The 25,013-nt window shown below is 56.0% G+C and carries 25 protein-coding genes and 3 riboswitches; of the genes, 10 read left to right on the top strand and 15 right to left on the bottom strand.

The window, feature by feature from the left end; all coding sequences use genetic code 11:
• Window positions 1–87: 87 nt before the first annotated feature.
• Together OSH04_RS11355 and OSH04_RS11350 are read right to left on the bottom strand one after the other, a co-directional pair.
• Window positions 88–1,455 (bottom strand): TrkH family potassium uptake protein, encoded by a 1,368-nt coding sequence (locus tag OSH04_RS11355; RefSeq protein ID WP_247966838.1) that lies wholly within the window; start codon window positions 1,453–1,455, stop codon window positions 88–90.
• Window positions 1,456–1,458: 3 nt separating this feature from the next.
• Window positions 1,459–2,112: a potassium channel family protein gene (locus OSH04_RS11350; protein WP_251196631.1), complete on the bottom strand. Its 654-nt coding sequence runs from the start codon at window positions 2,110–2,112 to the stop codon at window positions 1,459–1,461.
• A 156-nt stretch (window positions 2,113–2,268) separates the two neighbouring features.
• Between OSH04_RS11350 and OSH04_RS11345 the strand changes: the two genes are divergently transcribed.
• A complete protein-coding gene (locus OSH04_RS11345) occupies window positions 2,269–3,369 on the top strand; it encodes an alkene reductase (RefSeq protein WP_009454209.1) in 1,101 nt (366 codons plus the stop codon).
• A 129-nt stretch (window positions 3,370–3,498) separates the two neighbouring features.
• Here OSH04_RS11345 and OSH04_RS11340 read toward each other — a convergent pair whose 3' ends face one another.
• The 5 genes from OSH04_RS11340 to imuA all read right to left on the bottom strand — a co-directional run bounded on the left by OSH04_RS11340 (window position 3,499) and on the right by imuA (window position 9,613).
• Window positions 3,499–3,918 carry a PaaI family thioesterase gene (locus OSH04_RS11340; RefSeq protein WP_009454207.1) on the bottom strand — a complete coding sequence of 140 codons (420 nt, stop codon included), beginning with the start codon at window positions 3,916–3,918 and terminating at the stop codon, window positions 3,499–3,501.
• On the bottom strand, window positions 3,915–4,376 hold the full coding sequence (locus OSH04_RS11335; protein ID WP_009454206.1) for a GatB/YqeY domain-containing protein: 462 nt from the start codon (window positions 4,374–4,376) through the stop codon (window positions 3,915–3,917). The genes OSH04_RS11340 and OSH04_RS11335 overlap by 4 nt, the downstream gene beginning before the upstream one ends.
• 65 nt (window positions 4,377–4,441) lie before the next feature.
• Window positions 4,442–7,639: an error-prone DNA polymerase gene (locus OSH04_RS11330; RefSeq protein ID WP_266108486.1), complete on the bottom strand. Its 3,198-nt coding sequence runs from the start codon at window positions 7,637–7,639 to the stop codon at window positions 4,442–4,444.
• A complete protein-coding gene (locus tag OSH04_RS11325) occupies window positions 7,636–8,919 on the bottom strand; it encodes a Y-family DNA polymerase (RefSeq protein ID WP_239055646.1) in 1,284 nt (427 codons plus the stop codon). Before OSH04_RS11325 ends, OSH04_RS11330 begins: the two co-directional genes overlap by 4 nt.
• A complete protein-coding gene (gene imuA, locus OSH04_RS11320; protein ID WP_239055647.1) occupies window positions 8,876–9,613 on the bottom strand; it encodes a translesion DNA synthesis-associated protein ImuA in 738 nt (245 codons plus the stop codon). Before imuA ends, OSH04_RS11325 begins: the two co-directional genes overlap by 44 nt.
• 114 nt (window positions 9,614–9,727) lie before the next feature.
• Between imuA and OSH04_RS11315 the strand changes: the two genes are divergently transcribed.
• Window positions 9,728–10,342: a tRNA-uridine aminocarboxypropyltransferase gene (locus tag OSH04_RS11315; protein WP_039941207.1), complete on the top strand. Its 615-nt coding sequence runs from the start codon at window positions 9,728–9,730 to the stop codon at window positions 10,340–10,342.
• On the opposite strand, the gene OSH04_RS11310 is transcribed toward OSH04_RS11315, so the two are convergent.
• The 6 genes from OSH04_RS11310 to pbpG all read right to left on the bottom strand — a co-directional run bounded on the left by OSH04_RS11310 (window position 10,329) and on the right by pbpG (window position 15,839).
• Window positions 10,329–10,748 carry a carboxypeptidase-like regulatory domain-containing protein gene (locus OSH04_RS11310; RefSeq protein ID WP_009454198.1) on the bottom strand — a complete coding sequence of 140 codons (420 nt, stop codon included), beginning with the start codon at window positions 10,746–10,748 and terminating at the stop codon, window positions 10,329–10,331. The genes OSH04_RS11315 and OSH04_RS11310 overlap by 14 nt on opposite strands.
• Complete coding sequence (locus OSH04_RS11305) at window positions 10,745–11,638, bottom strand: NRDE family protein (RefSeq protein ID WP_060185028.1); 894 nt, start codon at window positions 11,636–11,638, stop codon at window positions 10,745–10,747. Before OSH04_RS11305 ends, OSH04_RS11310 begins: the two co-directional genes overlap by 4 nt.
• A 119-nt stretch (window positions 11,639–11,757) precedes the next feature.
• Window positions 11,758–12,717, bottom strand: a complete 960-nt coding sequence (locus OSH04_RS11300; protein ID WP_266108485.1) for a M14 family metallopeptidase — start codon at window positions 12,715–12,717, stop codon at window positions 11,758–11,760.
• 44 nt (window positions 12,718–12,761) lie between these two features.
• Complete coding sequence (locus OSH04_RS11295) at window positions 12,762–13,751, bottom strand: Bug family tripartite tricarboxylate transporter substrate binding protein (RefSeq protein WP_021446611.1); 990 nt, start codon at window positions 13,749–13,751, stop codon at window positions 12,762–12,764.
• 158 nt (window positions 13,752–13,909) lie between these two features.
• Window positions 13,910–14,824: a LysR family transcriptional regulator gene (locus OSH04_RS11290; RefSeq protein WP_035273204.1), complete on the bottom strand. Its 915-nt coding sequence runs from the start codon at window positions 14,822–14,824 to the stop codon at window positions 13,910–13,912.
• A gap of 10 nt (window positions 14,825–14,834) precedes the next feature.
• Window positions 14,835–15,839, bottom strand: a complete 1,005-nt coding sequence (gene pbpG, locus OSH04_RS11285; RefSeq protein WP_088452837.1) for a D-alanyl-D-alanine endopeptidase — start codon at window positions 15,837–15,839, stop codon at window positions 14,835–14,837.
• Window positions 15,840–16,086: 247 nt separating this feature from the next.
• Here pbpG and OSH04_RS11280 point away from each other — a divergent pair, with 247 nt between their 5' ends.
• The 3 genes from OSH04_RS11280 (at window position 16,087) to OSH04_RS11270 (ending at window position 18,268) form a co-directional block, all read left to right on the top strand.
• A complete protein-coding gene (locus OSH04_RS11280) occupies window positions 16,087–16,467 on the top strand; it encodes a flagellar protein FlhE (protein ID WP_266108484.1) in 381 nt (126 codons plus the stop codon).
• Window positions 16,468–16,605: 138 nt separating this feature from the next.
• Window positions 16,606–17,421: a motility protein A gene (locus tag OSH04_RS11275; protein WP_009454185.1), complete on the top strand. Its 816-nt coding sequence runs from the start codon at window positions 16,606–16,608 to the stop codon at window positions 17,419–17,421.
• Window positions 17,422–17,425: 4 nt separating this feature from the next.
• Window positions 17,426–18,268 carry an OmpA/MotB family protein gene (locus tag OSH04_RS11270; RefSeq protein ID WP_266108483.1) on the top strand — a complete coding sequence of 281 codons (843 nt, stop codon included), beginning with the start codon at window positions 17,426–17,428 and terminating at the stop codon, window positions 18,266–18,268.
• 76 nt (window positions 18,269–18,344) lie between these two features.
• On the opposite strand, the gene OSH04_RS11265 is transcribed toward OSH04_RS11270, so the two are convergent.
• Window positions 18,345–19,784, bottom strand: coding sequence for a sodium:solute symporter family protein (locus OSH04_RS11265; RefSeq protein ID WP_266108482.1), 1,440 nt, complete (start codon window positions 19,782–19,784; stop codon window positions 18,345–18,347).
• A 141-nt stretch (window positions 19,785–19,925) separates the two neighbouring features.
• Window positions 19,926–20,033: riboswitch (TPP riboswitch) on the bottom strand.
• Window positions 20,034–20,099: 66 nt separating this feature from the next.
• Window positions 20,100–20,197: riboswitch (TPP riboswitch) on the top strand.
• Window positions 20,198–20,247: 50 nt separating this feature from the next.
• Between OSH04_RS11265 and OSH04_RS11260 the strand changes: the two genes are divergently transcribed.
• The 5 genes from OSH04_RS11260 (at window position 20,248) to OSH04_RS11240 (ending at window position 24,211) form a co-directional block, all read left to right on the top strand.
• Window positions 20,248–21,030: a 3-oxoacyl-ACP reductase gene (locus OSH04_RS11260; protein WP_266108481.1), complete on the top strand. Its 783-nt coding sequence runs from the start codon at window positions 20,248–20,250 to the stop codon at window positions 21,028–21,030.
• Entirely contained in the window at window positions 21,027–22,319 is a 1,293-nt protein-coding gene (locus OSH04_RS11255; protein WP_035273191.1) for an LLM class flavin-dependent oxidoreductase, read from the top strand. The genes OSH04_RS11260 and OSH04_RS11255 overlap by 4 nt, the downstream gene beginning before the upstream one ends.
• Before the next feature lie 152 nt (window positions 22,320–22,471).
• Window positions 22,472–23,221 carry an SDR family NAD(P)-dependent oxidoreductase gene (locus OSH04_RS11250; RefSeq protein ID WP_266108480.1) on the top strand — a complete coding sequence of 250 codons (750 nt, stop codon included), beginning with the start codon at window positions 22,472–22,474 and terminating at the stop codon, window positions 23,219–23,221.
• A gap of 58 nt (window positions 23,222–23,279) precedes the next feature.
• Window positions 23,280–23,424, top strand: a riboswitch (FMN riboswitch).
• Window positions 23,409–23,576 (top strand): hypothetical protein, encoded by a 168-nt coding sequence (locus OSH04_RS11245; RefSeq protein WP_181900152.1) that lies wholly within the window; start codon window positions 23,409–23,411, stop codon window positions 23,574–23,576. It overlaps the preceding riboswitch by 16 nt.
• Window positions 23,576–24,211, top strand: a complete 636-nt coding sequence (locus OSH04_RS11240; protein ID WP_266108479.1) for a riboflavin synthase subunit alpha — start codon at window positions 23,576–23,578, stop codon at window positions 24,209–24,211. The genes OSH04_RS11245 and OSH04_RS11240 overlap by 1 nt, the downstream gene beginning before the upstream one ends.
• 207 nt (window positions 24,212–24,418) lie before the next feature.
• Here the strand turns inward: OSH04_RS11240 and OSH04_RS11235 are convergent, their stop codons facing one another.
• Window positions 24,419–24,952, bottom strand: a complete 534-nt coding sequence (locus OSH04_RS11235; RefSeq protein ID WP_266108478.1) for an AAA family ATPase — start codon at window positions 24,950–24,952, stop codon at window positions 24,419–24,421.
• Window positions 24,953–25,013 lie beyond the last annotated feature (61 nt).

Raw genomic sequence — 25,013 nt, 5'->3', positions numbered from 1 at the left:
TGTTTACATCCATTAACCATACCAAAATTCGGTGACAATAGTCGTTTTTCTTAAAACTTCTTGTATATCTGTGGTTTAGCGACAGGTCTAGCCCACTTGGAAGTTGCCTTCCGGGTAACGAATACGGCTGCGTTTGCGGGTGGCCAGCGAGTAAATCAGGGTTAGAGGACCGAGTCGGCCTGCAAACATCAGCACCATGATCAGGATCTGGCTAGGCGTGGATAGCTTGTGGGTAATGCCGTGACTCATGCCGGTGGTACTCAAGGCCGACGCGGCTTCAAACAGCAGGCTGGTAATGGGCATGTCCTCAAACAAGGTCAGCAGCAAGACGCTGATGAAGTACAGTGCGCCGGTAATCAGGAAAAGGGCCAGGGCTTTCTGTACGGTTTCTGGAGCCACGCTGCGTTCCATCAAGACCACTTCTTCGCGTTGACGGATGTAGGAGCGTACCGCCGCCAGCAAGACAATCAAGGTGCCGATTTTGATACCGCTGGCCGTACTGAGCGAGCCGCCACCAATCAGCATCAGCACAATCAGGGTCAACTGAGTGCTGTCGCGCAGGCTGGCAATGTCCATGGTGGTAAAGCCCGCAGTACGGGTGGCCGCATTCTGCATCCAGGCGGCCAGCGCCTGATCACCCAGGCCCAGCATGCCCAAGGTGTGTGGATTCGTGAATTCCAGCGCCCAGAGACTGAAAAAACCAATCAGGTTTAGGATGAGTGTTCCGATCAGGATCAGCTTTGTGTACGGCAAAAGTGTTTGCCAGCGTTTTTTCTGGCCTACGTCGGCCAGTACGGTAAAGCCAATCCCGCCCAAAATAATCAGGCCGGATAAAGTCATGACTGACACGAAATCTCCGGAAATGGGGATCAAGGAGTCATGAAATAGCGAGAAGCCCGCATTATTGAAAGCCGTGACCGCATGGAACAAGGCGCGATAAAGGGCTGTGGTCCACGGTAAATCAATGGTCCAGCGCAGAAACAGAATGGCGGCGGCGATCAGCTCAATCAGGGCAGCAATCTTGAACACTTGAAAGGCTGTACTGCGGATGCGGGACACGCTGGTTTGATTAAAAGCTTCCAGTGCCAGTGCCTGCTGGCTGACACTGATGCGTTTGTGCATGGTGATGGCGGCAATCACGGCAAAGGTCACAAAGCCCATACCGCCAATTTGGACGAGCAGCGCCAGCACAATTTGCCCAAAGTGCGTCAAGTCTGTTGCCGGATCAATGACCGCCAGGCCCGTGACGGTGACAGCCGAGGTGGCCATGAACAGCGCCTGAAAAATCCCCAGCCGGGGCGTAGCTGCTTGTGGCAAGCTCAGCAAAATTGCGCCCAGAATAATCAGGGCCATAAAACCCAGCGCCAGCACCAGTGGCGGGCTGGCGCTCAGGGTGCGGGTATGAGGATTGACCTCAAGACGGCGAGTCAGACTATTGGGCAGCCAGTTGCGCATACATCAGACCAATTTGGGGGCGGCGGTACGAAGTGCTTGCAACTGTCCGAGCAGGATCAGCAAGTCTTTGGCATGCAAGGCAAAATCAGGGTCTGGCTGGATGGTGGTTTGACCACGACGCTTGACCAGCAAGACCTGAACATCGTTCATTTGCTCGCGCAGCACGTCCTTGATGGTCTGGCCATTCATATTGTCGCTGGCCGTGACTTCGACGACGTAATCACCATTGCCCAGGCTGATGTAATCGTTGACCATGGGGTAGCTGAGCATTTGGGCGACTCGTATGCCCATTTCTTCTTCGGGGTGAATAATCCGGTTCACACCAATTTTGGCCAGAATCAAATGCTGGGTATGGGAAATGGCTTTGGCCCAGATTGTCGGAACACCAAAACTCTTCAGGTGAACCACGCAAACCAGGCAGGATTCAATATCAGCCCCAATCGCAACCAGAACTACGTCATAATTGTCCAGCCCCAGCTCTTCCAGAGCCTGGCGGTCAGTGACATCGGCAATGACGGCACGGTTTAATTGGTCCGCATACTTGTTGACCAGTTTCGGATTGGTATCCACTCCCAGTACGGAGTGGCCCATTTTCATGAGTTCCAGGGCGCAGGCCGAACCGAAGCGGCCTAATCCTATGACGGCGAACTGTGCCATAGCTTATTTGATCCGTTTGATGCTTGAAACAATTTCAAGCCAAATTAAGCGTTGATGGTATAAAGACATATCTGGTAAAAACCCTTATCGGGTATTCCCTTGGGCGCGTGTCGTTCAAGCCCTGGCGGAAACATCAATAGTGGACAGTGTAAAACAATGGTTAGTTTGTTTGATCCAATCAAACTGGGTGATATTGAACTCATGAACCGCATCATCATGGCGCCCATGACACGCGCACGCGCCTCGGAGGGCCGTATGCCCAATGATTTGATGCGTATGTACTATTGCCAGCGGGCCAGCGCGGGGCTGATTGTAGCCGAAGCCACTTCGGTATCGCCGCAAGGTGTGGGCTATGCCCACACGCCGGGCATCTGGAGTAGTGCACAGGTAGATGCGTGGCGCACGATTACCGAAGCCGTCCATGCCAAGGGTGGCCGTATTGTCTTGCAGTTGTGGCATGTGGGGCGTGTGTCTGATCCGGAGTTTCTGAATGGCCAAATGCCGGTTGCGCCCAGCGCAATTGCCTGTGAGGGCATGGTCAGTCATTTAAGCCCGGAACGTCCTTTTGTGGTGCCGCGTGCCCTGCGCAGTGAAGAAATTGCCGATATTGTGGACGACTTTGCCGTTGCCGCTCAAAACGCGCTGAGCGCCGGCTTTGATGGGGTGGAGATACACGGTGCCAATGGCTACCTGATCGACCAGTTCCTGCATGATGGCTCCAATACCCGCACGGATGCTTACGGTGGCTCGATTGAAAACCGGGCTCGTTTCCTGTTGGAGATTGTGGACGCCTGTGTCGCCATTTGGGGTGCTGGCCGAGTCGGTGTGCATTTGTCCCCACGTGGTGGCTTGCATGGCATGAAGGATTCCGATCCGGCCCGTTTGTTCTCGTACGTGGCTTGCGAACTGGATCGCCGTGATATTGCCTTTTTGTTCCTGCGTGAAAGCCCGGCTTCGGACAGCTTGTTGCCCATGATCAAATGCCAGTTTGGTGGTGCGATTATCGCTAATGAACATTTCGATTTGCCGACAGCACAGACCACTTTATCCAAAGGCATGGCAGACGCCGTGTCGTTCGGTAAGGCTTTTTTGTCCAATCCGGACTTGCCCTTGCGTTTGCAGTTGCGTGCGCCCTTGAATGGCTGGGATCGGGATTCGTTTTACACCCAGGGTCCTAAAGGCTATACGGATTATCCATTTTTGAAATCCAACCCGGAATGGGATCAGCCTGTGGGTGAGGATTTGCAGGCGCATTAAGCTTGCCTGTGATTAAGTAGGTGGAAATAAAAAAGCCCGTTTGATACGGGCTTTTTTAATGGGCTTTATTGTAGATCGGTAGCAGTTTGGGGCAGCGTGCCACTTTCCAAGGTGTATTGCACCTGGTGTTCAGCTACCGCGCACCACTCGAAAAGTGGCTGCCGCTTTAACCAGCAAGCGTTCCTTCTCGTCATACCCGCCACCTTCGCAGTAAGCGGTATCGCCTTCCAGATACAGGCATTGGGCCTTGAACCAGACATCGCCACGAGCAGGCAGTAAAAACTGCGAGTTCATGTCTATGGTGGCCATCCCTGAGCCAGGACGTTGTGCCCGTGCGGCGGCGCTAAGGGTGAAATCCAGAATCGCCATCAAGGTGCCCCCGTGCACATCGGCACGGGAGTTGGCATTACAGGCTTGCCAGGGCAGAAAAGTAATCACTTCCTGCTCGGTGCTGCTCACGGTTTGCAGGCCCAGGTGCTGCATCAGGGGGATATGTGTGCCGAAAAAGTCCTGTTTGGGCTGCGCCAGTTCGGCCTGCAAATGCTTCATGGGTTCAGCTTTTGCTTCACTTGAGCGGAAACCTGGGACATATCGGCACGGCCAGCCAGTTTGGCTTTCACCAGCCCCATGACTTTGCCCATCAATGCGGGGCCTTGAGCGCCGTCAGCCTGAGCCTGGGTAATCGCATCGGCAATGGTCGCATCAATTTCGGCGCTATCGGCTTGCTGTGGCAGGTATTCCTGCAGAATCAGCAATTCGGATTTTTCTTTCTCGGCGCTTTCGGTACGGCCAGCAGATTCAAAAGCCTGGATGGATTCGCGGCGTTGCTTGACTTGTTTTTCAATGATGCTGCTTACTTCAGCATCGCCCAGCTCGGTACGTTCGTCCACTTCGCGTTGTTTGATCGCAGCTTGCAGAAAACGCAAGGTCTCCAGGCGTCCGCTATCGCGAGCGCGCATCGCCGTTTTGATATCTTCAGCTAAACGGGTTTTGAGTGTTTGACTCATGGTGGTTCCTGGTTGAACGGGCAAAGCCCTAGTTTAACGCAGGGCGGGGGTAGGGAAAAATCCGATTATTGAAAATCCCGGCTGCGTGCGACCAGATCACCAATCAGGTGATTCATGGATACCAGACGGCGGGCAATTAAATGGCAAACGCTGCCATCCCGTTGCCAGACGCCATAGACACCCAGCAGGCGAGATTGAAGCAAGGCCTGAGATTGCGCCTGCGCCAACTCTTCACGCACGATGACATTGACACTGCCGGTTTCATCTTCCAGCGTTACAAATACGGTGCCTTTGGCGGTGCCGGGGCGTTGGCGGGTGGTCACCAGCCCGCAGGCCCGTGCCAGCCGCCTATCCGGGCAGGCTTGGTTGAGTTGTTCTGCGGTGGAGAATCGCAAGGGGGACAACTGTGTGCGTAGCAAGGACAGGGGGTGACGATTCAGGCTCAAGCCCACGGCCTGATAATCACTTAACACTTCCAGCCCCACACTGGCTTGTGGCAAATCCGGGGTGTGCTCCGGCGTTTCAGCATGGCTCAGCAATCCTGCCTGACTGGGGCGTCGGGCATCCCAAACACTGTGGCGGCGTTGGCTATAAGCACTGCGTAAAGCATGGGCCTGGGCCAGCGCTTGCTGATCGTGGGCTGACAGGGCCAGTTCCTGGCGCAAGCAGGCCAGATTCAGCGTACGGTCCGGGTGGCTTTGCCGGTAACTCACGATGGCTTGGGCGCCTTGCTCGCTCAAGCCTTTGACCATGTGCAGGCCCAGACGTACCTGAGGTGGGCCGCCAAGCTTGGAACACACGTGGCTGTCATACAGGCTGTATTGCACATCAACAGGCAAGACCTGAACGCCGTGACGGCGTGCATCCTGGACCAATTGGCTGGGGCCGTAAAAACCCATGGGTTGAGAGTTCAGCAAGGCCGCCAGAAAGTGCTCCGGGTAACGTGCTTTCAGATAGGCGCTGAACCAGGCCAGTTTGGCGAAACTGGCCGAGTGACTTTCCGGAAAACCGTATTCCCCAAAACCGCTGATCTGATCGAACAGGCGCTGGGCAAATTCTGGAGAATATTTTTTGGCAGCCATACCATCCAGCAACTCCTGTTCAAAAGAGCCCAAACCACCACGGCGACGCCAGGCCGCCATGGCCCGTCGCAAGGCGTCCGCTTTGTCAGCCGAAAAACCCGCCGCCTCCATGGCCAGTTCCATGGCCTGCTCCTGAAAAATAGGCACGCCCAGGGTGCGTTCCAGCACATGGCGGATTTCGGGAGCGGGGTAGTCAACTTTGCTGTGGTCGCGACGGCGTTCCAGATAAGGATGCACCATGCCCCCTTGAATGGGGCCGGGGCGCACAATGGCCACTTGCACCACCAAGTCGTAAAAGCATTTGGGACGCAGCCGTGGCAACATGCTCATCTGGGCGCGGGACTCGATCTGGAACACGCCTATGGTGTCAGCGCGCCGTATCATCCGAAAGGTTTTGGCGCTTTGCAAAGGGATGTCCTGCAAGCGGAATGGTTTGCCTTTTTGCTGACTGATACTGTCCAGGCAGCGACGCAAGGCGCTCAACATACCTAAGGCCAGAATATCGACTTTCAGCAAACCCAGCACATCCAGATCATCCTTGTCCCATTGCACAACGCTGCGCCCTGGCATGGCGGCGTTTTGAATCGGCACCAGCCTGTGCAAGGGTGTTTGTGAAATTACAAAACCGCCAGGGTGCTGGGACAGGTGACGTGGAAAGCCCATCAGCTGGCGGGTCAAGGACAACCATTGATGCGCTTGCTCTGGCGGGCATTCGGGAAAGCGTGCCAGGACCTCATCCTGAATGTGGCTGTCTTTAAGCCAGGCACGGTCGCATTGAATCAAGGCCTCGATCAAGGCGGAAGGAATGCTTAGCGCCTTGCCGGTGTCCCGCAAGGCGCTGCGGCGTCTATAGGTGGTGATCACCGCTGTTAAGGCTGCTCGTTGTCGGCCATATTTGCGGTAAATGTATTGAATAACCTCTTCGCGACGCTGGTGCTCGAAGTCCACATCAATATCGGGCGGTTCAGCCCGTGCGCGGCTGATGAAGCGCGCAAACAAGGTATGGCTGCTGGCAGGATCAACTTCAGTAATGCCCAGGCAGTAGCACACGGCCGAGTTGGCGGCAGAGCCTCGGCCCTGGCACAAAATCCCCTGACTGCGCGCGTAACTGACGATGTCATGCAAAGTCAGAAAGTAGGACTCGTATTGAAGGTCTGCAATCAGGCTGAGTTCCTCTTCCAGGCGCGTGCGCAAGCTGTCGCTAATCCCTTTGGGGTAGCGCTTTTGCGCGCCACGCTCGGTTTCCTGTCGCAGATACTCAATGCCACTGAGACCGGGCGGGACAATCTCGACCGGGTACTCGTACTTGATTTCACTTAAACAAAACTGGCATAGCTCCTGGATGTGATCGGTGGTCTCACGCAGTTCGGCCGGGTAAAGATTGGCCAGTTGGAAACGACTACGTAAGTGATGTTCTGCATTGCTGGCCAGGGACCAGCCGCATTCTTGCACAGGTGTTTTCAGGCGTATGGCTGCCAAAGTATCGTGCAAAGGCTGGCGAGAGCGCACATGCATATGGACGCCGCCCAACGCGGCACAGCGCAATCCACATGCCTGCGCTGCCAGCCTGACGGCGCGCAAATGCTGCATGTCCTGATCGCGCCTATGCAGACTGATGCCTAAAAACAGTCGGCCTGCAAACAGGTCCAGCAAATGCTGTGTTTGAAGACGGATGTGCTCGCTATCCAAGCCATAGGCCGGCTTGTAGATGGCAAGACAGTCTGGCAGAACCTGTTGTTGGGAACCTTGGCGGGCTTGTTGCAAAAAAGACCAGTCAATCGAGGCTTCCTGCTTCAAGTCCAGTGATTGGTGCAGGTGCGAGATGAATTGACAGAGATTGCCATAGCCTTCCTTGTTGCGCGGCAGAATCAGCAGCTCATGGGTCTGAGTGCCGTTGCAGGTTCTTGTCTCAGCCTTGGCGACTTGTGGGCGCTGATTGTCCCAACCCCCCGTAAAGCGGAACCGACTTCCAACCAACAGGCGGATTTCCGGATGCAACTTGGCCTGCGCATAAGCGCGCACCACACCGGCCATGGAGGCGTAATCGCATAAGGCCAGCGCCTTGTAGCCCAATTCGGCAGCGCGGCTGATCAGCTCTTCGGGGTGGGACGCGCCATTCAAGAAGCTGTAATTGGACAGGCAGTCCAGTTCGGAATACAGCAAGTCTATATGGGGTTTCATCCAAAGACTCCGTGCAGATACCAGGCATGCTCCTGGCTCAAGTCCCGATAAACCCAATACAAACGCCCCTGCGGACACAGGGCAATAAAGTAGTCCCGCTGCTGATGCCCGGTGCCGCTCCACCAGCCTGTCTGTACCCGCTCCGGGCCTTGAACCAGGCGCAAGCGCTGCTGATCCAGAAGCGGAGATTGCTGATCGTGTTGTAAGGGCTGAGCCGGGTCCAGCATCCAGCATGGACGTTGCAAAGCCGGACGGTCCGCATCGGGGGGCTGGCTGCGTGACAAGGGGAGCCATTGATTCGCTTGTTCAGGCAAATAGCTGGCTTGGGCGGCAGGTGTCAAAATCTGTTCAGCCCCCAGCCTGGCCTGCAAGCGCTCCAACAGTTGTTGATCCTGCTCTTGCCAATGACGCGCATCGGGAAACAGGCTGCTGGCATGAGTTTGGCGCGGGTGTAGTTGCTGTGCCTGCAGCACCATGCTCTGTACGGCCGCCTGTAATTGCAGTTGCTGGAACTGTTCTTGCCATACGGGCAAAAAGTCCTGGCTACGCCAGCAGGACCGGGCCATTTGCAACTCCAGGCGGGTGGTCGTGGGGTAGTCCTTGTATCTTTCCGTGCGTAGTACCAGTTCCAGACGTCCACAAGCCAATTGGTACTGATTCAACCAGGCCTCCAGCTTGATCAATAGGCGATTTACGGCCCGCAAGACGGTGGGTTTGTTATTGGATGGCGTATCCATCTCCAGCTTGTCTGTAAACTGCGGGGCGGCATGTACCCATTCCAGCGCCCAGCGTTGTGTGCCGTAGGCTTGGTCCAACTGCAACAGCAGGGCACGCAGCCCGCGCTGGGATAGACCATCGCGGGGGAGTTGGTGCAACTGGCCCAGGGTATGGCAGCCCAGACTATGCAACCATTGCAGCTGGTCGGCAGGCGGAGCCAATAAGTGGATGGGAAGCGGGTTCAGACAGGCTTGCAAACGTCGTGCACAACGGCGCTGCTTGCGTCCGGATAAAGCCAGCAAGCAGGCCGCACGGGCAGTGGGTGCCAGGGCCAGGCAGGGCTCGGGAATAATGGCTTGCAAGTCAGCCCGGACCTGTTGGTACAGACGACGCAAACCACCAAACAGCCGGATGCTGGCACTGATATTCAGTACCCATAAATCGGCTTGAACCTGTGCCAGCTGGGGGCTGTAGCGCAGCAGAACGGCTTGAATACCGTTCTGCTGTTTTGGGCTGGCCTCAGGCGTAAGCAGGCTCTGGGGCAGTCGCAGGCACAGGTACATGAGACGGAATGGCCGCTGGCGGCATCAGGGTGTGGTGAGGGGCCAACGCAATGCTGTCCTTGCACGGCGGCCCCCGTCGTTTGCGGATATGAACATCCAGCCAGGGCTGCCCCTGCTGGTCTTGGCGAGTCTGAAGTTCAAGACGCAAAAGGGCGGGGCTGTTGGTCTGACTGTGCGCCGGACGTAAACAAAAAAACAGGCTGTCGCTATGGCTGGCTAATAGCTGTAGTTGACGCAAGGCCGCTAAAGGCACATGGGCAGGCAGCCAGCTCAGCACAGCCGCACAGTGGCCGTGACGCAAGGCCTGGGCACTGGCCCACAAGGTATCGTTCAGGTGCTGGCTGCGTATCCAGAGCATGCGGGCGGGCAAGGCGTTTTCTGATGAGCTGTTTTGCTCGTTCGTAACAGGAGTACCACGCCACAGTTGTTGCATGGGTTGATAGGGCGGGGCGATTAAAACACGCAAGCGCTCTGCCTGCAGCGTATTCAAGGCTGGCAACAACAAGGACAAGGCGCTGCTGTCTTGCTGTGCATGCAGTTCGATCAGACTGCCCACAGGCCAGCCGCCTCCTGGCAGTTCGTCATCCAGGGCGGCAAACCCGCTGGGCAGGCAAGTGCCTGCGGCATGCGCATAATGCTTGCCTGTCCAAAGGGAAGGGTGAAGATCTAAAAGGGAACGAAGTGCGCTTGCCATAGGTATGCTCCTGATTGCTGTATAAATATACAGTAAATCTGTTTGCCAGCAAACCAGGCATCTGTTTCAAAGCAGAACTTTTATATACTGTGGCCTTCTGTTTGGCGCTCTCGCATGAATTCTTCCCCTTCTACCCGACCAGGCCGCTGTGCACAGTGTCAGCGGCCCTTGGCTCGTTGCTTGTGTCCCTTGATCCCTTCGATAGAAGCGGCGTGTCCTGTGCTGATTTTGCAGCACCATTCCGAAGCCCGGCATGCGCTTAATACTGCGCGCTTGGCGTATTTGGGTTTGAAGGGGACAGAGCTATGGGTGGGAGAACAGTTTGCTGGGCTGGAGGCCCGGCTGGCACAGGCGCATCGTCCTGTTTTGCTGTTTCCGGGACCAGAAGCCAAGGTGGCGGGCTCAACAGGCCCAGGGGAGAAGCCGGATCTGATCGTGGTGCCAGATGGCACCTGGCGCAAGGCACGCCTGATCTTGCACAGCAATCCGGTTTTGCAAGCCCTGCCGTATTGGGTATTGCCTGAAGGACAGGCGTCGCGCTACAGACTGCGTAAAGCGCCCGACCCGCAGGCTGTGTCGACCTTGGAAGCAATTGTCCGGCTGATGCAGATTATGGAGCCGGAGCGGGATTTCAGCCCTTTGCTCCGGCCCTTCGAGCAGTTGATTGAGGAACAAATCCAGGCCATGGGCCTGGATACGTATCAGCGTAACTATCCTACTTCCAGGTGAAGTTCAGTTCGCGGGGCTGACCTTCAACAATAGTGGCCTGACGCTCCTGGGTCTGGCCCTGGTAAGTGGCAAATACCTTGTAATTGCCGGGGCCAAGACGGATCAGGCAGTAGGGGCCGTCGATCAGGCTGTTCAGCACGGTTTGGTCGTTGCTGTTACGGATAACCAGCTGCACATCGGAGATATAGCCGACGCGCTCACCCTGGTTGGCTGAAAAGTTCACGGACAAGGGAAAGGTGTTGCGCACCATGCGAAACAGTTGGGCTTCATCACTACCTATGCCGCCGCTGATGTATTCGGTTGAACCGTAATACTGGCTGGGGGGCAGTTCCTGGGCGTGCACAATGGGGCTGCTCAATAAGGCCAGCGACATGGCAATGCCGATCAATGAAAGACGAGGACTCATGAGGTTTCCTTGCTTGAAGTAAGGTGGCTAAGCGGGCCCTCAGGGGCCCTGTTGCTGTTATGAGAGGGGTGGGGCTGGCTGTCAGGATGAAAGCTGGGCCACAACAAAGGCCAGTCATGCTGACGGGTCGGTTCTGCCTGCGGATTGAAACTGCGTTCACGCAGCATTCCATGTCCGCGCTGATTAATAGTGATGACGGTGGTGCAGCGAGTGCCGTAATTGGGGCTGACAATAAACGGGCTGCTTAACAAGCGTTCGTGCTCAAGACTTAAGCCGGTTTGGGGCAAGTCGGCATCGGCTGCGACTTCCTGATTGCGTAAACCCTGAAACAAGCCTTCTACCGCTGGTGGCGAGCCATCAAAATGCTGTGCCTGCAGGGTTTCTTTCAGGAACAGGCTTTTGGGCCAAGGTGTATTAAGCCAGGCATTGCTCAGAACATGTACGCCTGGTTCCAGCATGTGCGGGCTGCCACTGGGATGACGGTTGCTGTAATAGCCCATGCGTAAAGGCTGTTGCTTGTCCGGCCATTCCAGCACAAAAAGATTGAAGCCTGCGTAATCGGCTCCTTCCTGGGCGAGTTGTTCCAGATAGTCAGCGGGACTGCGCTCGTCTCTTAGAAACTGGGGGATCAGTTCGCCGCGTGAGCGTTGCTTGCTGTTTTTGTTGCTGGGGGCTTCGCGGTAATTGGTCAGCAAGGCCAGCCGTCCACGGCTTTGTGTCAGGCCCAGCCAGGTGCCCCCGGCTTGCAGGTCCCGACCCGCCAGAATATCGGGCTCGTCCCGCCAAGGTTGAGCCGCTTGGCTGGGGCGAGCATGATACTCGTCGCGATTGGCAGCAATAATCAGCGGCCAATCCGCATTAACTCCGACGGCGATATAAGCGATGCACATGTGCCGATTGTAGGATGGCTATGCAGGCTTTGGTAGCCAAAGTACCGCCAAGTTCCGCTTTTTTTCTCGGGATTGAGAATGTCACTTCAGGCTGGGTGTTCCGGTCATGGGCACCAGGTTTAAAGCGTCCAGGAAAGGGCGTCGTAGTTTTGGGCCAGACGTACGACGGTGACACCCGGACGTAGCTGGCGCAGCGAAGGCATGACCAAGGTGCAGTTATCGTAGGGCGTCAGCAAAGCTTGACCATCAGCTTGGCCGATCGCCGTGCCTGCATCGGCCAAGGTTTCCAGGCCTTGCCAGTTCTGATCGAAACTGACTTGCATGGAAGGGGCGACAATCGCATGGGTGACTTGCAGAACGCGTTGCGTATCGGGAGACGCTCGACGCCAGTCCGAGGGCAAATCCTCTTTTTCCACAATCTCGGAGGCGAGCAGAAAGCGGGCAATCAGGTCCAGTGCGATTGCCGGTGTATCAGGATCGCCATGAAAGCCGCATTCCAATAGTAAGGAGCGCGCTTCATGGGCTTCAGCGTCCGAGAATCGACCGTAATCGCGCATGCGTACGCCGTCCTTATGGCCGCTATCCACAATCACATGCTCGGGAGCGCCCAGAGTACGGGCCAGCTCGATATTGCGTGCCAAGGTGCCAGTCAATAACAAGGGGGCGCTGGGTTCATGCATGGAGTGCAGGTCCAGCAACCAGTCGGCTTGTTCCAGCCAAGGCAAAATCGCTCGTGCACGGCGCTGCTCTTGTGTCTGTGTTTGAGCCAGCTTCTGATCGCTCCAGACGCGGTTCATATCTTCGTCCACGTAGCGGCTGGCATCGTGCTGCTCAGGATCAAAGCGATCAAAGGCGTCCAAATTGCAAAAGGCCAGAATCAGCTTGCCACGACGGGGCTTCAGGCCACTGGCCAACACGGCTTTCAAGGCCCAGGCCCCACAAAGTTCGTTGCCATGAATCAGGGCGCTGATCATTACGGTACGGCCCGCTTCGCCCGAGTCCAGGCACCAGATTCCAGGGACACCGGTATTGCCCTGACGCTCTTCTTGAATGTCAGGCAAGGAAAGAGAAAATTGCATGGAAAGACTCCAGCGCCCCAGCAGCTAGCCGGGGCCCATGTGTTTTATTCGGCTTGCAGCTTGGCCAGTTCGACCAGACGAGCATATTTGTCGACCTCTTTGGCCTGGAACTCTGCCGCGTTCATGCCGGGGGCGTAAAGCGTGGCTCCATTGGATTGCATTTTCTCTTGCAAGTTGGCCGATTGCAGGCTGCTGTCCAGAGCCTGACGCAAGGTGCTGGTGACGGATTCAGGCAAATCCTTGGGGCCATACAAACCAAACCAGACGTTGATGTCGACCTTTTCAAAGCCGGGCGTATCGGCCAGCGGCGGGATCTCCGGGGCAGCAGGAGAGGCATGGGTTTCGGTAATGCCCAAAGGCACGATGGCGCCTGCGCGAGCTTGCGACAGGCCCGAGGACAACACAAGGTAAGCCGTATCCAGTTGACCGCTCATCAAATCCGAAACTAGGGGTGGGACGCCACGGTAGGGCACGTGCATGGCGGTGGTGCCGGTCGAGGCGTTCACCATTTCACCGGCCAGGTGCAAGGTAGTACCTACGCCGGAGGAACCAAAGCTGAAGGCTTCCGGTTTGGCCGCCCGCAGCTTTTGCGCATAGTCTGCCGCGGAGCGAATACCGGACTCTTTGGAGGCTGCCAGCAACAAGGGCTGGGAGGCAATCATGCCAATAGGCGTGAAGTCTTTTTGCCCGTCGTAGCGCACGGCTTTGTTGATCATGCCAGCGATGATCATCTCGTTGGTAGAACCCAGCAGCAGGGTATAGCCGTCGGCAGCCGCACGTTGCACGCGTTGAGCACCAATGGTGCCACCAGCACCGCCTGCGTTTTCCACGACGACGCTTTGGCCCAAACGGCTGCTCAGCTCTTCAGCTAACAGGCGGGCAGTCAGATCCACGCTGCCTCCGGCGGGATAACCCACGACCAGAGTCAGGCTGCGTGAGGGGTAGGTGTCGGCGTGGCTGATTGAGGCTTGCAAGAGGCTACAGGCGCCCAGAATGCCAAGAACCAAGCTGCGCTTGGGAAAAGAAAAAGACATGATGTGCTCCCCGTTCAATGGATAGGTTTCCAAGCAGCGGTCAGTGTGCGCGCTGCGGGCCTGTTTATCCTTAGTTATGAAAGGGTATTGTGTCTGCTGCGGCTACTTGCGATGTGCCGTTACGGCACATAGGCGTGCTTTTTCGGTTGCTTGTGTGTTTATCGCCCCTGCTGGGTGAAGGCCCAGACGGACTCTGCCAGATCCGAGAGCGGGGCTCGGGAGCGATACAGACGAACTTCAAAGGCAATCTCGTCGCCTTTGCCGCCCAATTGCACCAGCGTGCCGCGACGACATTCATTGGCAATCATGGACAGGGGTAACCAGGCTACGCCCATGCCTTTCAATACCGAGCCCATTGCCGTATCCAGCGAATCACAACGCACCGTGCTGACCAGGGGATAGGGAAAGTGGTGCAGCTTGTCGCCCAGAATGCGGGCCATGGCCAGGCCGCCTGAATATGAAATCAAAGGAATGCTGCGTCCGCTATCGGCATTGAGTTCATATAAAGGTGTGCCGTTCTTGCGGCGCTGACAGGTAGGCACCAATTTGTCAGTGGCGATGGTCATATACGTCACTTGCTCGGCCAGCAGTTCAATTGACAAGGCCGGGTGTTCATAACAGCACAGAAAGTCGGTTTTGCCTTGGGCCAACAGCTTGGCCATATCGGCCATCATGCCGGTGCTGATGTCGATAGGCACATGGGCCGACAAAGGGGCGTGGCTGCCTTTTTGCAGACGGCTGACCCAGTCCGTGACTAAGGTGCGTGCCAGGCTACGGCCGGTAGCAATGCGCAAGCTGCCTTGTCCGGCTTGATCCGAGGCCTGCAATTGCCGGCGAACGCGGTTCAGTTGTTCCAGCACTTGATTGGCCGTGTTGTAAAACACCTGTCCTTCCGGCGTTAGCGTGATGGGCAGGCTGCTGCGCTCCACCAAGGGTGTGCCTACCCATGTTTCCAAGGCCCGAATGCGGCGTCCAAATGCTGGATGTGTGACGTGGCGTTGCTCTGCTGCCCGAACAAAACTGCCCGCACGAGCCAGGGTTACGAAGTCTTCAAGCAGTTTGAGCTGGGGCACGAAGGGCGTCTTACAGCATGGCCAGGCCGTTGGATTTTTCAACCAGATCGCGGATACGTACGGCGTCACCGATACGCGAGTAACGTCCCGAGGAGTTCAGCAGCACAATAGCCACTTCACGATCTTCGATCTTGGTCAGCATCACCAGGCATTCGCCCGCTTCGTTGATGAAGCCGGTTTTGGAGACCTGAATATCCCAATTGGCGTTTTTCACCAAACGATTGGTATTGTTGAACACCAGTTGGCGACCGCGTACAGGCTGCACGGAGTACTGATCATTCGTGGTGTATTGCTGGATACGGGCATGCTGGCTGGTGGCCGTCAGTAACTTGACCAAATCACGCGGGCTGGACACGTTGTCGCTGGACAAGCCGGTAGGCTCTACAAAACGCGTATTACGCATACCCAAGGCACGTGCCTTGTCATTCATGGCGCGCACAAAAGCAGACAAGCCACCGGGATAGCTGCGCCCCAATGCGTGGGCAGCCCGGTTTTCCGACGACATCAGGGCCAGATGCATCATGTCGGCACGGCTCAGTTTGGAGCCAACGCTAAGACGCGAGCTGGAGTATTTGACGCGGTCCACATCTTCGTCGATGATCTCCAGCATTTCATCCATGGGCAGGCCGGATTCAGCCACGACCAGGGCTGTCATCAGCTTGGAGATGGAGGCAATGGGACGAACGGCGTCGCTGTTTTTCTGGTACAGCACAGTAGACGATTCCAGATCCTGCACAAAGGCAATTTCCGAACGCAGGGCCGCGTGCTGGATCAGGGCGTCGTGTTTAAGGGCATTAAGCGCGCGGCGGCTATCGTTCTCGCTATAGCTGATAGGCTGCAGGTTTTTCTCGAAAACCAGATGCGGCACGTTGTAGCTGATGGCGGCTGTGGCTTCATCCAGTGTGGATGGCTCGGCCAGCGCCAGTGTCTGCGCAAAGGACGAAATCGAAAAAGGCGCTAAAAATAAAACACATAGCGCACGTCGAATGAATTTATTTGTTCTGGTCTGAGGCATTTTTCAGTTCCCGGTAGGCGAGAAACAGAAGGGCGGAGAGAATTTATGCGCTTATGCTACCAGAAAAAATCCTCTTTATATTAGTATCTTACGGCTCAAAGTTAAAAAAAAATTAAGATGTCTGCGCGGTATCATTAAGAAACTTATTTTTATCTGTATAAAAACACAGCTTATGTTTTTTCTGAAAGTCCAAAATAATAAAAAACCTGTTTTTATAAACAGTTTTTTAAATCGATTCCTGCTTTCTATGGTCCTGGCTTCATTACCGCTGGCCAGTCATGCTGCCTCCTTGGCCTGGGACGGGGAACAGCTTAGCAATGCCATCACCACCAGCTCGCCCAGCACCCAGCAAAGCTTCCTGCCTGCAGAGGCGGTGCGAGCACAGGCTTCAAGCATAGGCAAGGTGGAAGTCAGTTATCACCACAATGGGCGCGCCATTCTGAAAAGCCGTTTGTGCTTGCAAGGCGGCTCCTGTGTGGACATGAATGGTTCGGTATTAAGTACCAGGGCCTTTGCCGGTCAAGATGCGCGTCTTGGCTTTGTGCTGGTGCATGAGGTGTGGAGCTGGGCGGGCAGCACAGAGCCTGTGCGTGTGCAGGCCTCGATACGGGTGAATTACCAGCGCTAGCCTGAAATAAGGCGGTTTCCCAATAAACGATTTAATTACTCTTGTACTTGATCCACCTCAAAGTCCAGGCCTAAAGAAACCTGCCGTACTGCCGATATGTAGTCCTGATGCCCATCGGGCCATAACCAGGACTTGTGCATGAACCCCTCTACTCTGATCGGCATCGTAGCCAGCGTGCTGCTGTTTGCCGTGATCTTGTTTTTTACGGCAGAAAACCCCGCCTTGTTTGTGGACCTGCCCAGTCTGGCCGTGGTGCTGGTAGGTACCTTGGCCGCGACGTTCATCAGTTATCCCTTAAGCGAAGTTGTCCGTATTTTTGGTCTGATCGGCACCGTGCTGCGCAATGAACGCCTGTACACCCAGCAGGATATGGACGAGCTGATCAATATCTCCCGCCTGTGGATGATGGGGGATATTCGCGCGGTGGAAGAGGCGCTGGAAAAAGTGGCCAACCCTTTTCTGAAAACCGGCGTTCAGCTGGTGATTGATCGGGCACCCCAGGAAGATATTGAAGACCTTTTGCAATGGCGTATCAGCCGTTTGCGTGCTCGTGAACATGCAGAAGCGCAATTGTTCCGTTTGATGGCCAGCTTTGCGCCCGCCTTCGGTATGGTCGGCACGCTGATTGGCCTGGTCAACCTGATGTTTTTGCTGGGCGATGGCGACATTACGTCTATTGGTCAGCAAATGGCTCTGGCCTTGATGACGACGTTCTACGGCGTGCTGCTGTCCAATCTGGTCTTCAAGCCCGTGGCGGTGAAGCTGGAGCGTCGTACCGAACAGCGTGTGGTTCTGATGAACATGATCATGCAAGGTGTGTCCATGATGAGCCAGCGCCGTGGCCCGGCCTTGATGCGTGAGACGCTGAACTCCTTCATGGCTCAGTATCAGGACGAGATCAATGACCGGGGCGGCCGCGACGATGATGCGGATCCGGCTCCGGAACGGGGCTGATCCCATGGGAAACATGGAGCAGGACCTGACTTTGGGTGAACTTGCTGACCGCCAGAAAGCCTTGCAAAAGGAACTGGAGCAAGCTCGCGGCGCCAAAATCGAACAACAACTGGCCAGCAATCTGGGCAGTCGTCGTAGCCGCCCCTGGAATGATCCAGGGCTGGCGGTGCCCGAGGAAGAAGAAGCCTGGTTGACCACGTATCTGGACATGATGACCTTGTTGCTGGTCTTGATGATTGTGATGCTGTCCTTTGCGGGTAAGCGGGCACAAACGGCGGCGCAGGGACAAGGGCAGGGAGGGGCTACGGTCGTGGCGCAAGCAGGCAAGGACGGAGCCGGCTTGCTGCCTGCTGGGGCAGGCCTCTTCCCGGACTCTGGTCAGGGTGAAGGACAAGGCAAAGGCAATCACGGTCTGGATCTGGACGGATTGGGCGACAATATTGATGTGGTCATGAACGACCAATCCGTGAGCTTTCGTATCAATAGCGAAATTCTGTTTAACTCGGGCGGTGCGGATCTGGGGCTGGAAGGTTTGACGGTATTACGCCAACTGGCTGCCGTACTGCAGAAATCCACCCATCCTATTGTGATTGAAGGTCATACGGACTCGGTGCCGATTCGTAGTTATCGCTACCCATCCAACTGGGAACTATCAGGTGCGCGTGCCGGTAGTGTGGTGCGTTATATGGAAGCCAACGGAATTGGCAGCCAGCGACTGAGCGCTGTCGGTTATGCCGATACCCGGCCTTTGGGGGATAACGGCACCTCGCAAGGCCGTGCGACGAATCGACGGGTTGAAATTATTGTGCAGACTCCCCAAGCACAGCCTGAAAGCCCCGTCCCATAAGCCTTTAAAACAAAACCCCGGTTTGCAACATACAAACCGGGGTTTTTGTTTTGAGCCGAAACTCAACGCGTCTGACTTAGTCCAGTACGCGCGTGGAGGAAGCCAGAGAGCCTAGATCGAACTTGGGCAGGTGACGACGCAAGGGCATGACCAGAACACTGATCACTACCGGCACAATCGCGGCCAGCAGGAAGGACTCCAGCAAGTAATCCATAGGACCATTGGGGCGCGGGAATACGGCCAGACCGGCGACCAGACCACCGATGGTGCTGATGGTGGCCGTAAAGCCATCGTAGCGGCGGCTGTAAAGGCCAAAGAAAACCGGGAAGGCCGCTGCCGAGCACAGCAAGTCCGCCAGCAGGAACAAGTACAGCACGCTAAAGCCTTGCGAGGAGGCGTAGAGCACAGGGATGGAGCAAATCCAGATCAGGGAACGCGCCAGGCTCATCATTTGAGTAGTGTTGCGATGCGGCATGATGCGGCTCAAGTCCACGGCAATCAGGCTGGAGACAGCGCTGATTGCGGTATCGGCACTGCTCATGACCAGGGACAGGCCTAACGGAATCAGCAGCACCAGGAACCAGACAGGCACGTGCGGCAAAATTACATTGAACAAGGCCACGGAGCTGTCACCGGGCGAGCCCAGACCGACAAATGCCAGGCCAAACAGGCCCATCAGAAAAATGAAAGGTGCTACAAACAAGCCGCCCAACAAAAAGCCGCGACGCATGGACTTGGTGTCTTTGGCGGCATAGATACGTTGCCAGTTACCTTGGTGAAACAGGCCGGTCAGCAAGATGGCGACAAAGAACGTCAGGCCAGCCTTCACGCCTACGGGATCGCTAAGCTCGATCAGGCGTGGGGCTTCCAGTTTCACGCTGTCAAACAACTGTACCGGGCCGCCCACCGCCTGCCAGCCGAACATCACGATCAGGAACAGCATGGGCAGAATCACAAACATCTGCACCTTGTCGGTGAAGATGGACGCGCGCAGCCCGCCGTAAGAGGTGTAGATCAGCGTAGCCAGCAACACAATGCTGGCCGTGACCCATAAAGGAATCGGGGCAATCAAGGTGATCATCTTGGACATGGCGGTGATTTCTGCCGTCATGGAGATGAACATGTAAAACAGCATGATGACCAGGGTCAGCGCATACATGGGACGACCGTAGCGGGCGATGACAAACTCGCTCAGGCTATGGCCGCGAGGCAGCAATTCGCGCATGCGCTTGCCGAGTGGAATCATGGCCAGACGGGGCGACATGGAGCCAATGGCATAGCCGATGACAGCGCTTAAACCGCCCCAGCTGGCTGCCTGTGCGGGCGAAAACAGAATCCAGGCACCCAGCGAGGAGGCCAATAAAGTCAGAATGGTAGCGACCGAGCTTTGGCTGTTGCGAGCCACCACAAAGTCTTCCAGGGAACTGTTGTAGTGGCGGGCGTACAGCACCCCGGCCAAGGCAAAAGCGGCGGAAAAAACGATGAGCCACAGGAGGGTGGCACTTTGGTCCAGCATGAGATCTCCCCAAAAGCCTGTTTGAACAGGCACAAACCGGCCAGTCTGGCAGGGTGCCAGAGCAGGGCGCAGAAAAATGGAGGGATTGAAATGGGGCGTGTGAGCTTGTGAATGCGCCGCTCAGACAAGAGCGGGCAGGCTGCCAGGCCGCGTTTCCTTTCCCTTCGCCGGCATGATCCGGATCAGGTTCTAAGGGTTACCGCTTGAATGCGGAGTCTCAGCCCGTTAAGGACTCCCCCAGGAACAGGCTAGAAGAGTAGGAGAGCTTCTTTCAAATGTCAATAATACGGTTGAGTCCGATTTATGCTATGGTCTGCCTGCGGCACGGGGTGTCCTTCTTGGGAAGGGCTGAGATAAAACCCGTCGAACCTGATCCAGCTCATACTGGCGAAGGGATGTCCGAATCCATGGCCCTGCGTCTCAAGCAGGTCGACATCCTCGCCGAAATCTTGCAAGGAATGTCATGTCTGTGGAACACGTCTCGGAACTCTCTCAACAACTTGTTCTGGTCACCGGCGGCGCACGCGGCCTGGGGGCTTGCCTGGTACGCGCCTTTGCAGGCCAGGGCGCAAAAGTTGTGATCAATTACCTGAAAAGTGAAGCAGCCGCTCAGGCGCTGGCGGACGAATTTCCGCAGCAATGTCTGGCCGTGCAAGCGGACGTGACGGATGCGGCTTCGGTACAAGCCTTGTTTGCCAAGGCGCAGGCGCACTTTGACCAGCCCATCACTACCGTCGTCAATAACGCCTTGCCCGAGTTCTCCTTCAATGGCGATGCCCGTCCCCATGCCGATACCTTGACGTGGACGCAGCTGAACCAGCAGCTGGAAGGCATTGTGGGCGGTGCCTTGAACACTACACAGGCCGCCCTGCCTGGCATGAAACAGGCCGGTTTTGGCCGCATTATCAATATCGGCACGAACCTGTTTCAGAACCCCGTGGTGCCTTACCACGATTACACTGCGGCCAAGGCGGCCTTGTTGTCCATGACACGCACCTTGTCGCACGATCTGGGGCCCGATCAGATTACCGTGAACATGATTTCCGGTGGTTTGCTGCGTACAACCGACGCGTCCTCGGCCACGCCCGAAGCGGTGTTTGACTTGATTGCGGCCAGCACACCCTTGCGCCGCGTGACCACGCCCGAGGAATTTGCCGATGCGGCCTTGTTCTTCGCCGGTCCGTGGGCGCGTGCCGTAACAGGACAGAATCTGGTTGTTGACGGTGGGTTGGTGAAAAACGGATGAGACAGCTGCATTTCAATTTGTTCATTATGGGCTGCGGGCATCACAAAGCAGCCTGGCGCCATCCCGATTCTCAGGTTGAACGTTTAGGCGATGTTCGGTTTTACGAAGAGCTGACCCAGATTGCCGAGCGCGGCAAGCTGGACGCTATTTTCTTTGCCGATGGTCAGTCCAGCGATAACGTGTCCGATGGTCCGCGCTGGTTCCTCGAACCCTTGACCATGATGGCTGCGCTGGCGCGAGCCACCGAACGTATCGGTTTGATCAGTACCGTTTCCAGTACCTTCTACACGCCGTTTGTGGCGGCACGCATGTTGTGCTCTTTGGATCATGTATCCAATGGGCGGATGGGCTGGAACGTGGTGACATCCATGTTTGACTCGGAAGCGCGTAACCACGGCTACGAAGCCATGCCCGATCATGCCTGGCGCTATGCGCGGGCTGAAGAGTTTGTCGATACCGCATTGCAACTGTTCGACTCCTGGAGCGACAGTGCTTTGGTCATGGACAGAAAGGGCGATTACGCCAAAGTGGATCAGGTTCGCCAGATCCTGCATAAGGGCGATCACTTCCTGGTGGATGGGCCCTTGACTTTGCCACGTTCGCCACAAGGCCAGCCGGTGCTGTTTCAGGCAGGTGCTTCTGAGCAAGGCCGTGATTTGGCCGCGCGCAAAGCGGAGGCTATTTACGCTGTGGCTTATGATTTGCCCTCGGCCCAATCCTATTACCGCGATATCAAACGACGCGTGCGTGAAGCGGGCCGTGGCGTGGATGTGCCCGTGATGCCGGGTTTGGTGACCTATGTGGGCTCCACCATGGAAGAGGCGCGCCGCAAGCAGCAAGAGCTGGACGAATTGCTACCCGCCGAGACATCCTTGCGTCAGCTGGGCATGTTTGTCGGCCAGGACTGCATGAATTGGGAGCTGGATGCGCCAGTGCCACCACTGCCGCCCCTGGAAAGCTTCAAAGGCCCCAAAGGGCGCTATGCCACCATGCTGCGCATTGTGGAAATGGAAAAACCGACAGTGCGCCAGTTGCTGGGCCGAATCGCTGCTGGCGGCGGTCACTGCACCATGGTCGGTACGCCGGAGTCCATTGCGGATCAGATTGAGCAATGGTGGCGCAACGAAGGCGCGGATGGTTTTAACCTGATGCCGCCTTCCTTGCCCAATGGCATTCGTGACTTTGTTGAGCAAGTGATTCCGGTTCTGCAAAAACGCGGGCTGTTCCGTCAGGAATACGAGCATGCAACCCTGCGCGGCCACCTGGGCCTGGAGCGGCCTGCCGCCTGATGCCAGGGCAAGAAAAAAGCGGGCATTTCCATAGACGGATTTGTCCGCTTTTTCCCTAGGGTGAAGAGGCTACGAAGTTCCTGAAGTTTGCTATCCTTAATGCTTTAATTGTCGCCTGCTTAACGAGCAGCGAGCTGTATAGGGATCGCACTATGAAAACCGCCGTTGTCACCGGGGCCTCCTCAGGGTTTGGGGCTGCGCTTGCCCGTAAATTGGTATCTGAAGGACACACCGTGCTGGGTCTGGCGCGTCGCCAGGACAAGCTCGATGCCCTGGCCGCCGAGCTGGGCGAGCGTTTTGTACCGGTCAGCGTGGATTTGACCGATCGTGCGCGAGCAGAAGCGGTTCTGGCTGATCTGACAGCTCGTTTTCCTAATATTGATGTGCTGATCAATAACGCTGGTCTGGCACTGGGCGTGGACAAGGCGCAAGACGCCAAGATGGATCAGTGGGACACCATGGTGGCCACCAATATCAGCGCGTTGCTGCACATTACGCACGCTTTGCTGCCGGGTATGGTCAAACGCAATCAGGGCCACATCATTAATTTGGGGTCGACTGCGGGCGAATACGCTTATGCAGGCGGCAATGTGTACGGTGCTACCAAGGCTTTTGTGCATCAACTGGGCCTGAACCTGCGCGCCGACCTGTCGGGTACCGCAGTTCGTGTTTCTACCGTGGCTCCTGGCCTGTGTTCCGGTACGGACTTCTCGACTGTGCGTCTGGGCGATAAAGACAAAGCCGCTGCGTTGTACCAGAACGTGGATGCGCTCACGCCTGACGATATCGCCAATACCATTGCCTGGATCATGAGCGCGCCTGCCCATATGAACGTCAACTACATCGAGTTGATGCCAGTGGCGCAAAGCTTTGCAGGCTTGAGCGTGCATCGCAAGGCTTAAGCGTGGCGACCGGGCGCGGGTCTGGCTTGATTAGACTTGGGCTCCGGTCTTACACTGCAAACGTCTTCAGGGCGGGGTGAAATTCCCCACCGGCGGTAAGGGAGCTACTCCCCAGCCCGCGAGCGCTTTCCGCCAGGGAAAGGTCAGCAGATCAGGTGAGAAACCTGGGCCGACGGTCAGAGTCCGGATGAAAGAAGATGAAGCATCGCTGCCTTGTGATCAAGGCAGCGGCGTGTTTTATTGCTGCCCGGAGGACGCATTGTTTAATCAAGGATGCGTTCAAATGAAAAATCTGAAAATCTCCCCTGCATTAGCCGTTGGTCTTTTGCATGAATTCTGCGAAGGAGCGTGCTGATGTATACCGGAATTGTTAAAGCAGTTCGTCCTCTTACTGCGGTCAGGGCCGAGCTGGGCCGTACCGAGTTTGAAATTGACTTCACTGACGAGCTGCTGGTGGATCTGCAACTGGGTGCCAGTGTCAGCGTGGAAGGCACATGCCTGAGCGTGACCAGCATCTCCGGCCCTAAAGTCACCTTTGATGCGATTCCCGTCACGCTGGAGCGCACAAATCTGGGCACACTCAAAACGGGTGATCTGGTCAATATCGAACGGTCGGCCAAGCTGAACGAGGAAATTGGCGGCCATGTGATGGCTGGCCATATCGCAACGACGGCTGAAGTGCTGGAACTGAGTATTACCGAGGCCGGTAACCGTCTGCGTTTTCAGATGCCGGAAGATTGGGCGAAATACGTGTTTCCACGTGGTTTTCTGGGCGTGAATGGCTGCAGCTTGACTGTGGCGGATGTGGAAGACGGTGTTGTGACCATCAATCTGATTCCCGAAACCTTGCGCCAGACGACGTTCTCCCGCTACAAGGCGGGCGATAAGCTCAATATCGAAGTGGATCAGCAGACGGTTGTGCTGGTCGATGTGCTGGAGCGTACGGTTGCAAGCACGTTGACACGTGTGATGCCTGGTTTGAAAGGCTGATTGACGCCTAAATGAAGTAAAAAGAGCTGTCAGTTTTAAGACTGGTGGCTCTTTTTTTATGCGGGGCTTTTACTGTGTCTGTTGCGGTACTGGATGCTTTGGGGCTTGTGGACAAAGTCTGGAGTGAAACACAGCCCGAAAGCGGAGTACAGAGCCGTGTGAACCTGCTCCTTCTAGTGATCGACACTTTGCATAACAAAGCAGTACTCACACTTGAGTTAGCGTCTTCAAGACAAAATCAGCACGCTTTTCTACGCTTGTTTTGGGCAGCAGGCTCACTTGGTATCCCAGTAGGGGATAAACACGCTTCAAGCGCTCATACTCACGCAAAGCAGCGTCCATATCGTGACGACGTTCTGGATCAGCCTCGTATATTTCAGGCCAGGGAGGCGTTAAAAATACCTGTGAATGATAAGGGCAGGTCTTGTTGAGGTCATCCAGCAGTGGCGTACCCTTTAATTCCTGCAAAGCCGCGGCCGCATCAATCAAGCCTCGATCAAAAAACACCCAGCCACCATCTTTCGGAGCGCTGGAATAGTCATCTTGCGCGGTCTTTATCGCTTCATTCAGGAAGGCCTCCATATCCAGCCAGGGAAGGGCAGAGCCACCGCTGGTCAGTTGTTCCTGCACGATACGTCGCCCAGGTTCCTGGATAACCGTATAGCCACGATTCTGCAGCTCGGATAACAGAGTAGATTTGCCGCCACCAGAGCAGCCGGAGATAAGGACAAAAGGGTTCATAAGAGTAGGTCAGTAGAAGGTGAAGACTTGTACAGGCGTGTTCAAGCCCCGAAACTGAAGC

It is taken from the genome of Alcaligenes nematophilus (genome assembly GCF_026344155.1).
GTDB lineage: Bacteria > Pseudomonadota > Gammaproteobacteria > Burkholderiales > Burkholderiaceae_B > Alcaligenes > Alcaligenes phenolicus.
The sequence above is the reverse complement of the archived record's forward strand: the minus strand, read 5'-3'. Positions and strand labels throughout refer to the sequence as shown.

Excerpts from the sequence above, each read along its gene's own strand:
- OSH04_RS11355 (WP_247966838.1), bottom strand. The coding sequence starts at position 1,455 with ATGCGCAACTGGCTGCCCAATAGTCTGACTCGCCGTCTTGAGGTCAAT.
- OSH04_RS11350 (WP_251196631.1), bottom strand. The coding sequence starts at position 2,112 with ATGGCACAGTTCGCCGTCATAGGATTAGGCCGCTTCGGTTCGGCCTGC.
- OSH04_RS11345 (WP_009454209.1), top strand. The coding sequence starts at position 2,269 with ATGGTTAGTTTGTTTGATCCAATCAAACTGGGTGATATTGAACTCATG.
- OSH04_RS11340 (WP_009454207.1), bottom strand. The coding sequence starts at position 3,918 with ATGAAGCATTTGCAGGCCGAACTGGCGCAGCCCAAACAGGACTTTTTC.
- OSH04_RS11335 (WP_009454206.1), bottom strand. The coding sequence starts at position 4,376 with ATGAGTCAAACACTCAAAACCCGTTTAGCTGAAGATATCAAAACGGCG.
- OSH04_RS11330 (WP_266108486.1), bottom strand. The coding sequence starts at position 7,639 with ATGAAACCCCATATAGACTTGCTGTATTCCGAACTGGACTGCCTGTCC.
- OSH04_RS11325 (WP_239055646.1), bottom strand. The coding sequence starts at position 8,919 with ATGTACCTGTGCCTGCGACTGCCCCAGAGCCTGCTTACGCCTGAGGCC.
- imuA (WP_239055647.1), bottom strand. The coding sequence starts at position 9,613 with ATGGCAAGCGCACTTCGTTCCCTTTTAGATCTTCACCCTTCCCTTTGG.
- OSH04_RS11315 (WP_039941207.1), top strand. The coding sequence starts at position 9,728 with ATGAATTCTTCCCCTTCTACCCGACCAGGCCGCTGTGCACAGTGTCAG.
- OSH04_RS11310 (WP_009454198.1), bottom strand. The coding sequence starts at position 10,748 with ATGAGTCCTCGTCTTTCATTGATCGGCATTGCCATGTCGCTGGCCTTA.
- OSH04_RS11305 (WP_060185028.1), bottom strand. The coding sequence starts at position 11,638 with ATGTGCATCGCTTATATCGCCGTCGGAGTTAATGCGGATTGGCCGCTG.
- OSH04_RS11300 (WP_266108485.1), bottom strand. The coding sequence starts at position 12,717 with ATGCAATTTTCTCTTTCCTTGCCTGACATTCAAGAAGAGCGTCAGGGC.
- OSH04_RS11295 (WP_021446611.1), bottom strand. The coding sequence starts at position 13,751 with ATGTCTTTTTCTTTTCCCAAGCGCAGCTTGGTTCTTGGCATTCTGGGC.
- pbpG (WP_088452837.1), bottom strand. The coding sequence starts at position 15,839 with ATGCCTCAGACCAGAACAAATAAATTCATTCGACGTGCGCTATGTGTT.
- OSH04_RS11280 (WP_266108484.1), top strand. The coding sequence starts at position 16,087 with ATGGTCCTGGCTTCATTACCGCTGGCCAGTCATGCTGCCTCCTTGGCC.
- OSH04_RS11275 (WP_009454185.1), top strand. The coding sequence starts at position 16,606 with ATGAACCCCTCTACTCTGATCGGCATCGTAGCCAGCGTGCTGCTGTTT.
- OSH04_RS11270 (WP_266108483.1), top strand. The coding sequence starts at position 17,426 with ATGGGAAACATGGAGCAGGACCTGACTTTGGGTGAACTTGCTGACCGC.
- OSH04_RS11265 (WP_266108482.1), bottom strand. The coding sequence starts at position 19,784 with ATGCTGGACCAAAGTGCCACCCTCCTGTGGCTCATCGTTTTTTCCGCC.
- OSH04_RS11260 (WP_266108481.1), top strand. The coding sequence starts at position 20,248 with ATGTCTGTGGAACACGTCTCGGAACTCTCTCAACAACTTGTTCTGGTC.
- OSH04_RS11255 (WP_035273191.1), top strand. The coding sequence starts at position 21,027 with ATGAGACAGCTGCATTTCAATTTGTTCATTATGGGCTGCGGGCATCAC.
- OSH04_RS11250 (WP_266108480.1), top strand. The coding sequence starts at position 22,472 with ATGAAAACCGCCGTTGTCACCGGGGCCTCCTCAGGGTTTGGGGCTGCG.
- OSH04_RS11245 (WP_181900152.1), top strand. The coding sequence starts at position 23,409 with ATGAAAGAAGATGAAGCATCGCTGCCTTGTGATCAAGGCAGCGGCGTG.
- OSH04_RS11240 (WP_266108479.1), top strand. The coding sequence starts at position 23,576 with ATGTATACCGGAATTGTTAAAGCAGTTCGTCCTCTTACTGCGGTCAGG.
- OSH04_RS11235 (WP_266108478.1), bottom strand. The coding sequence starts at position 24,952 with ATGAACCCTTTTGTCCTTATCTCCGGCTGCTCTGGTGGCGGCAAATCT.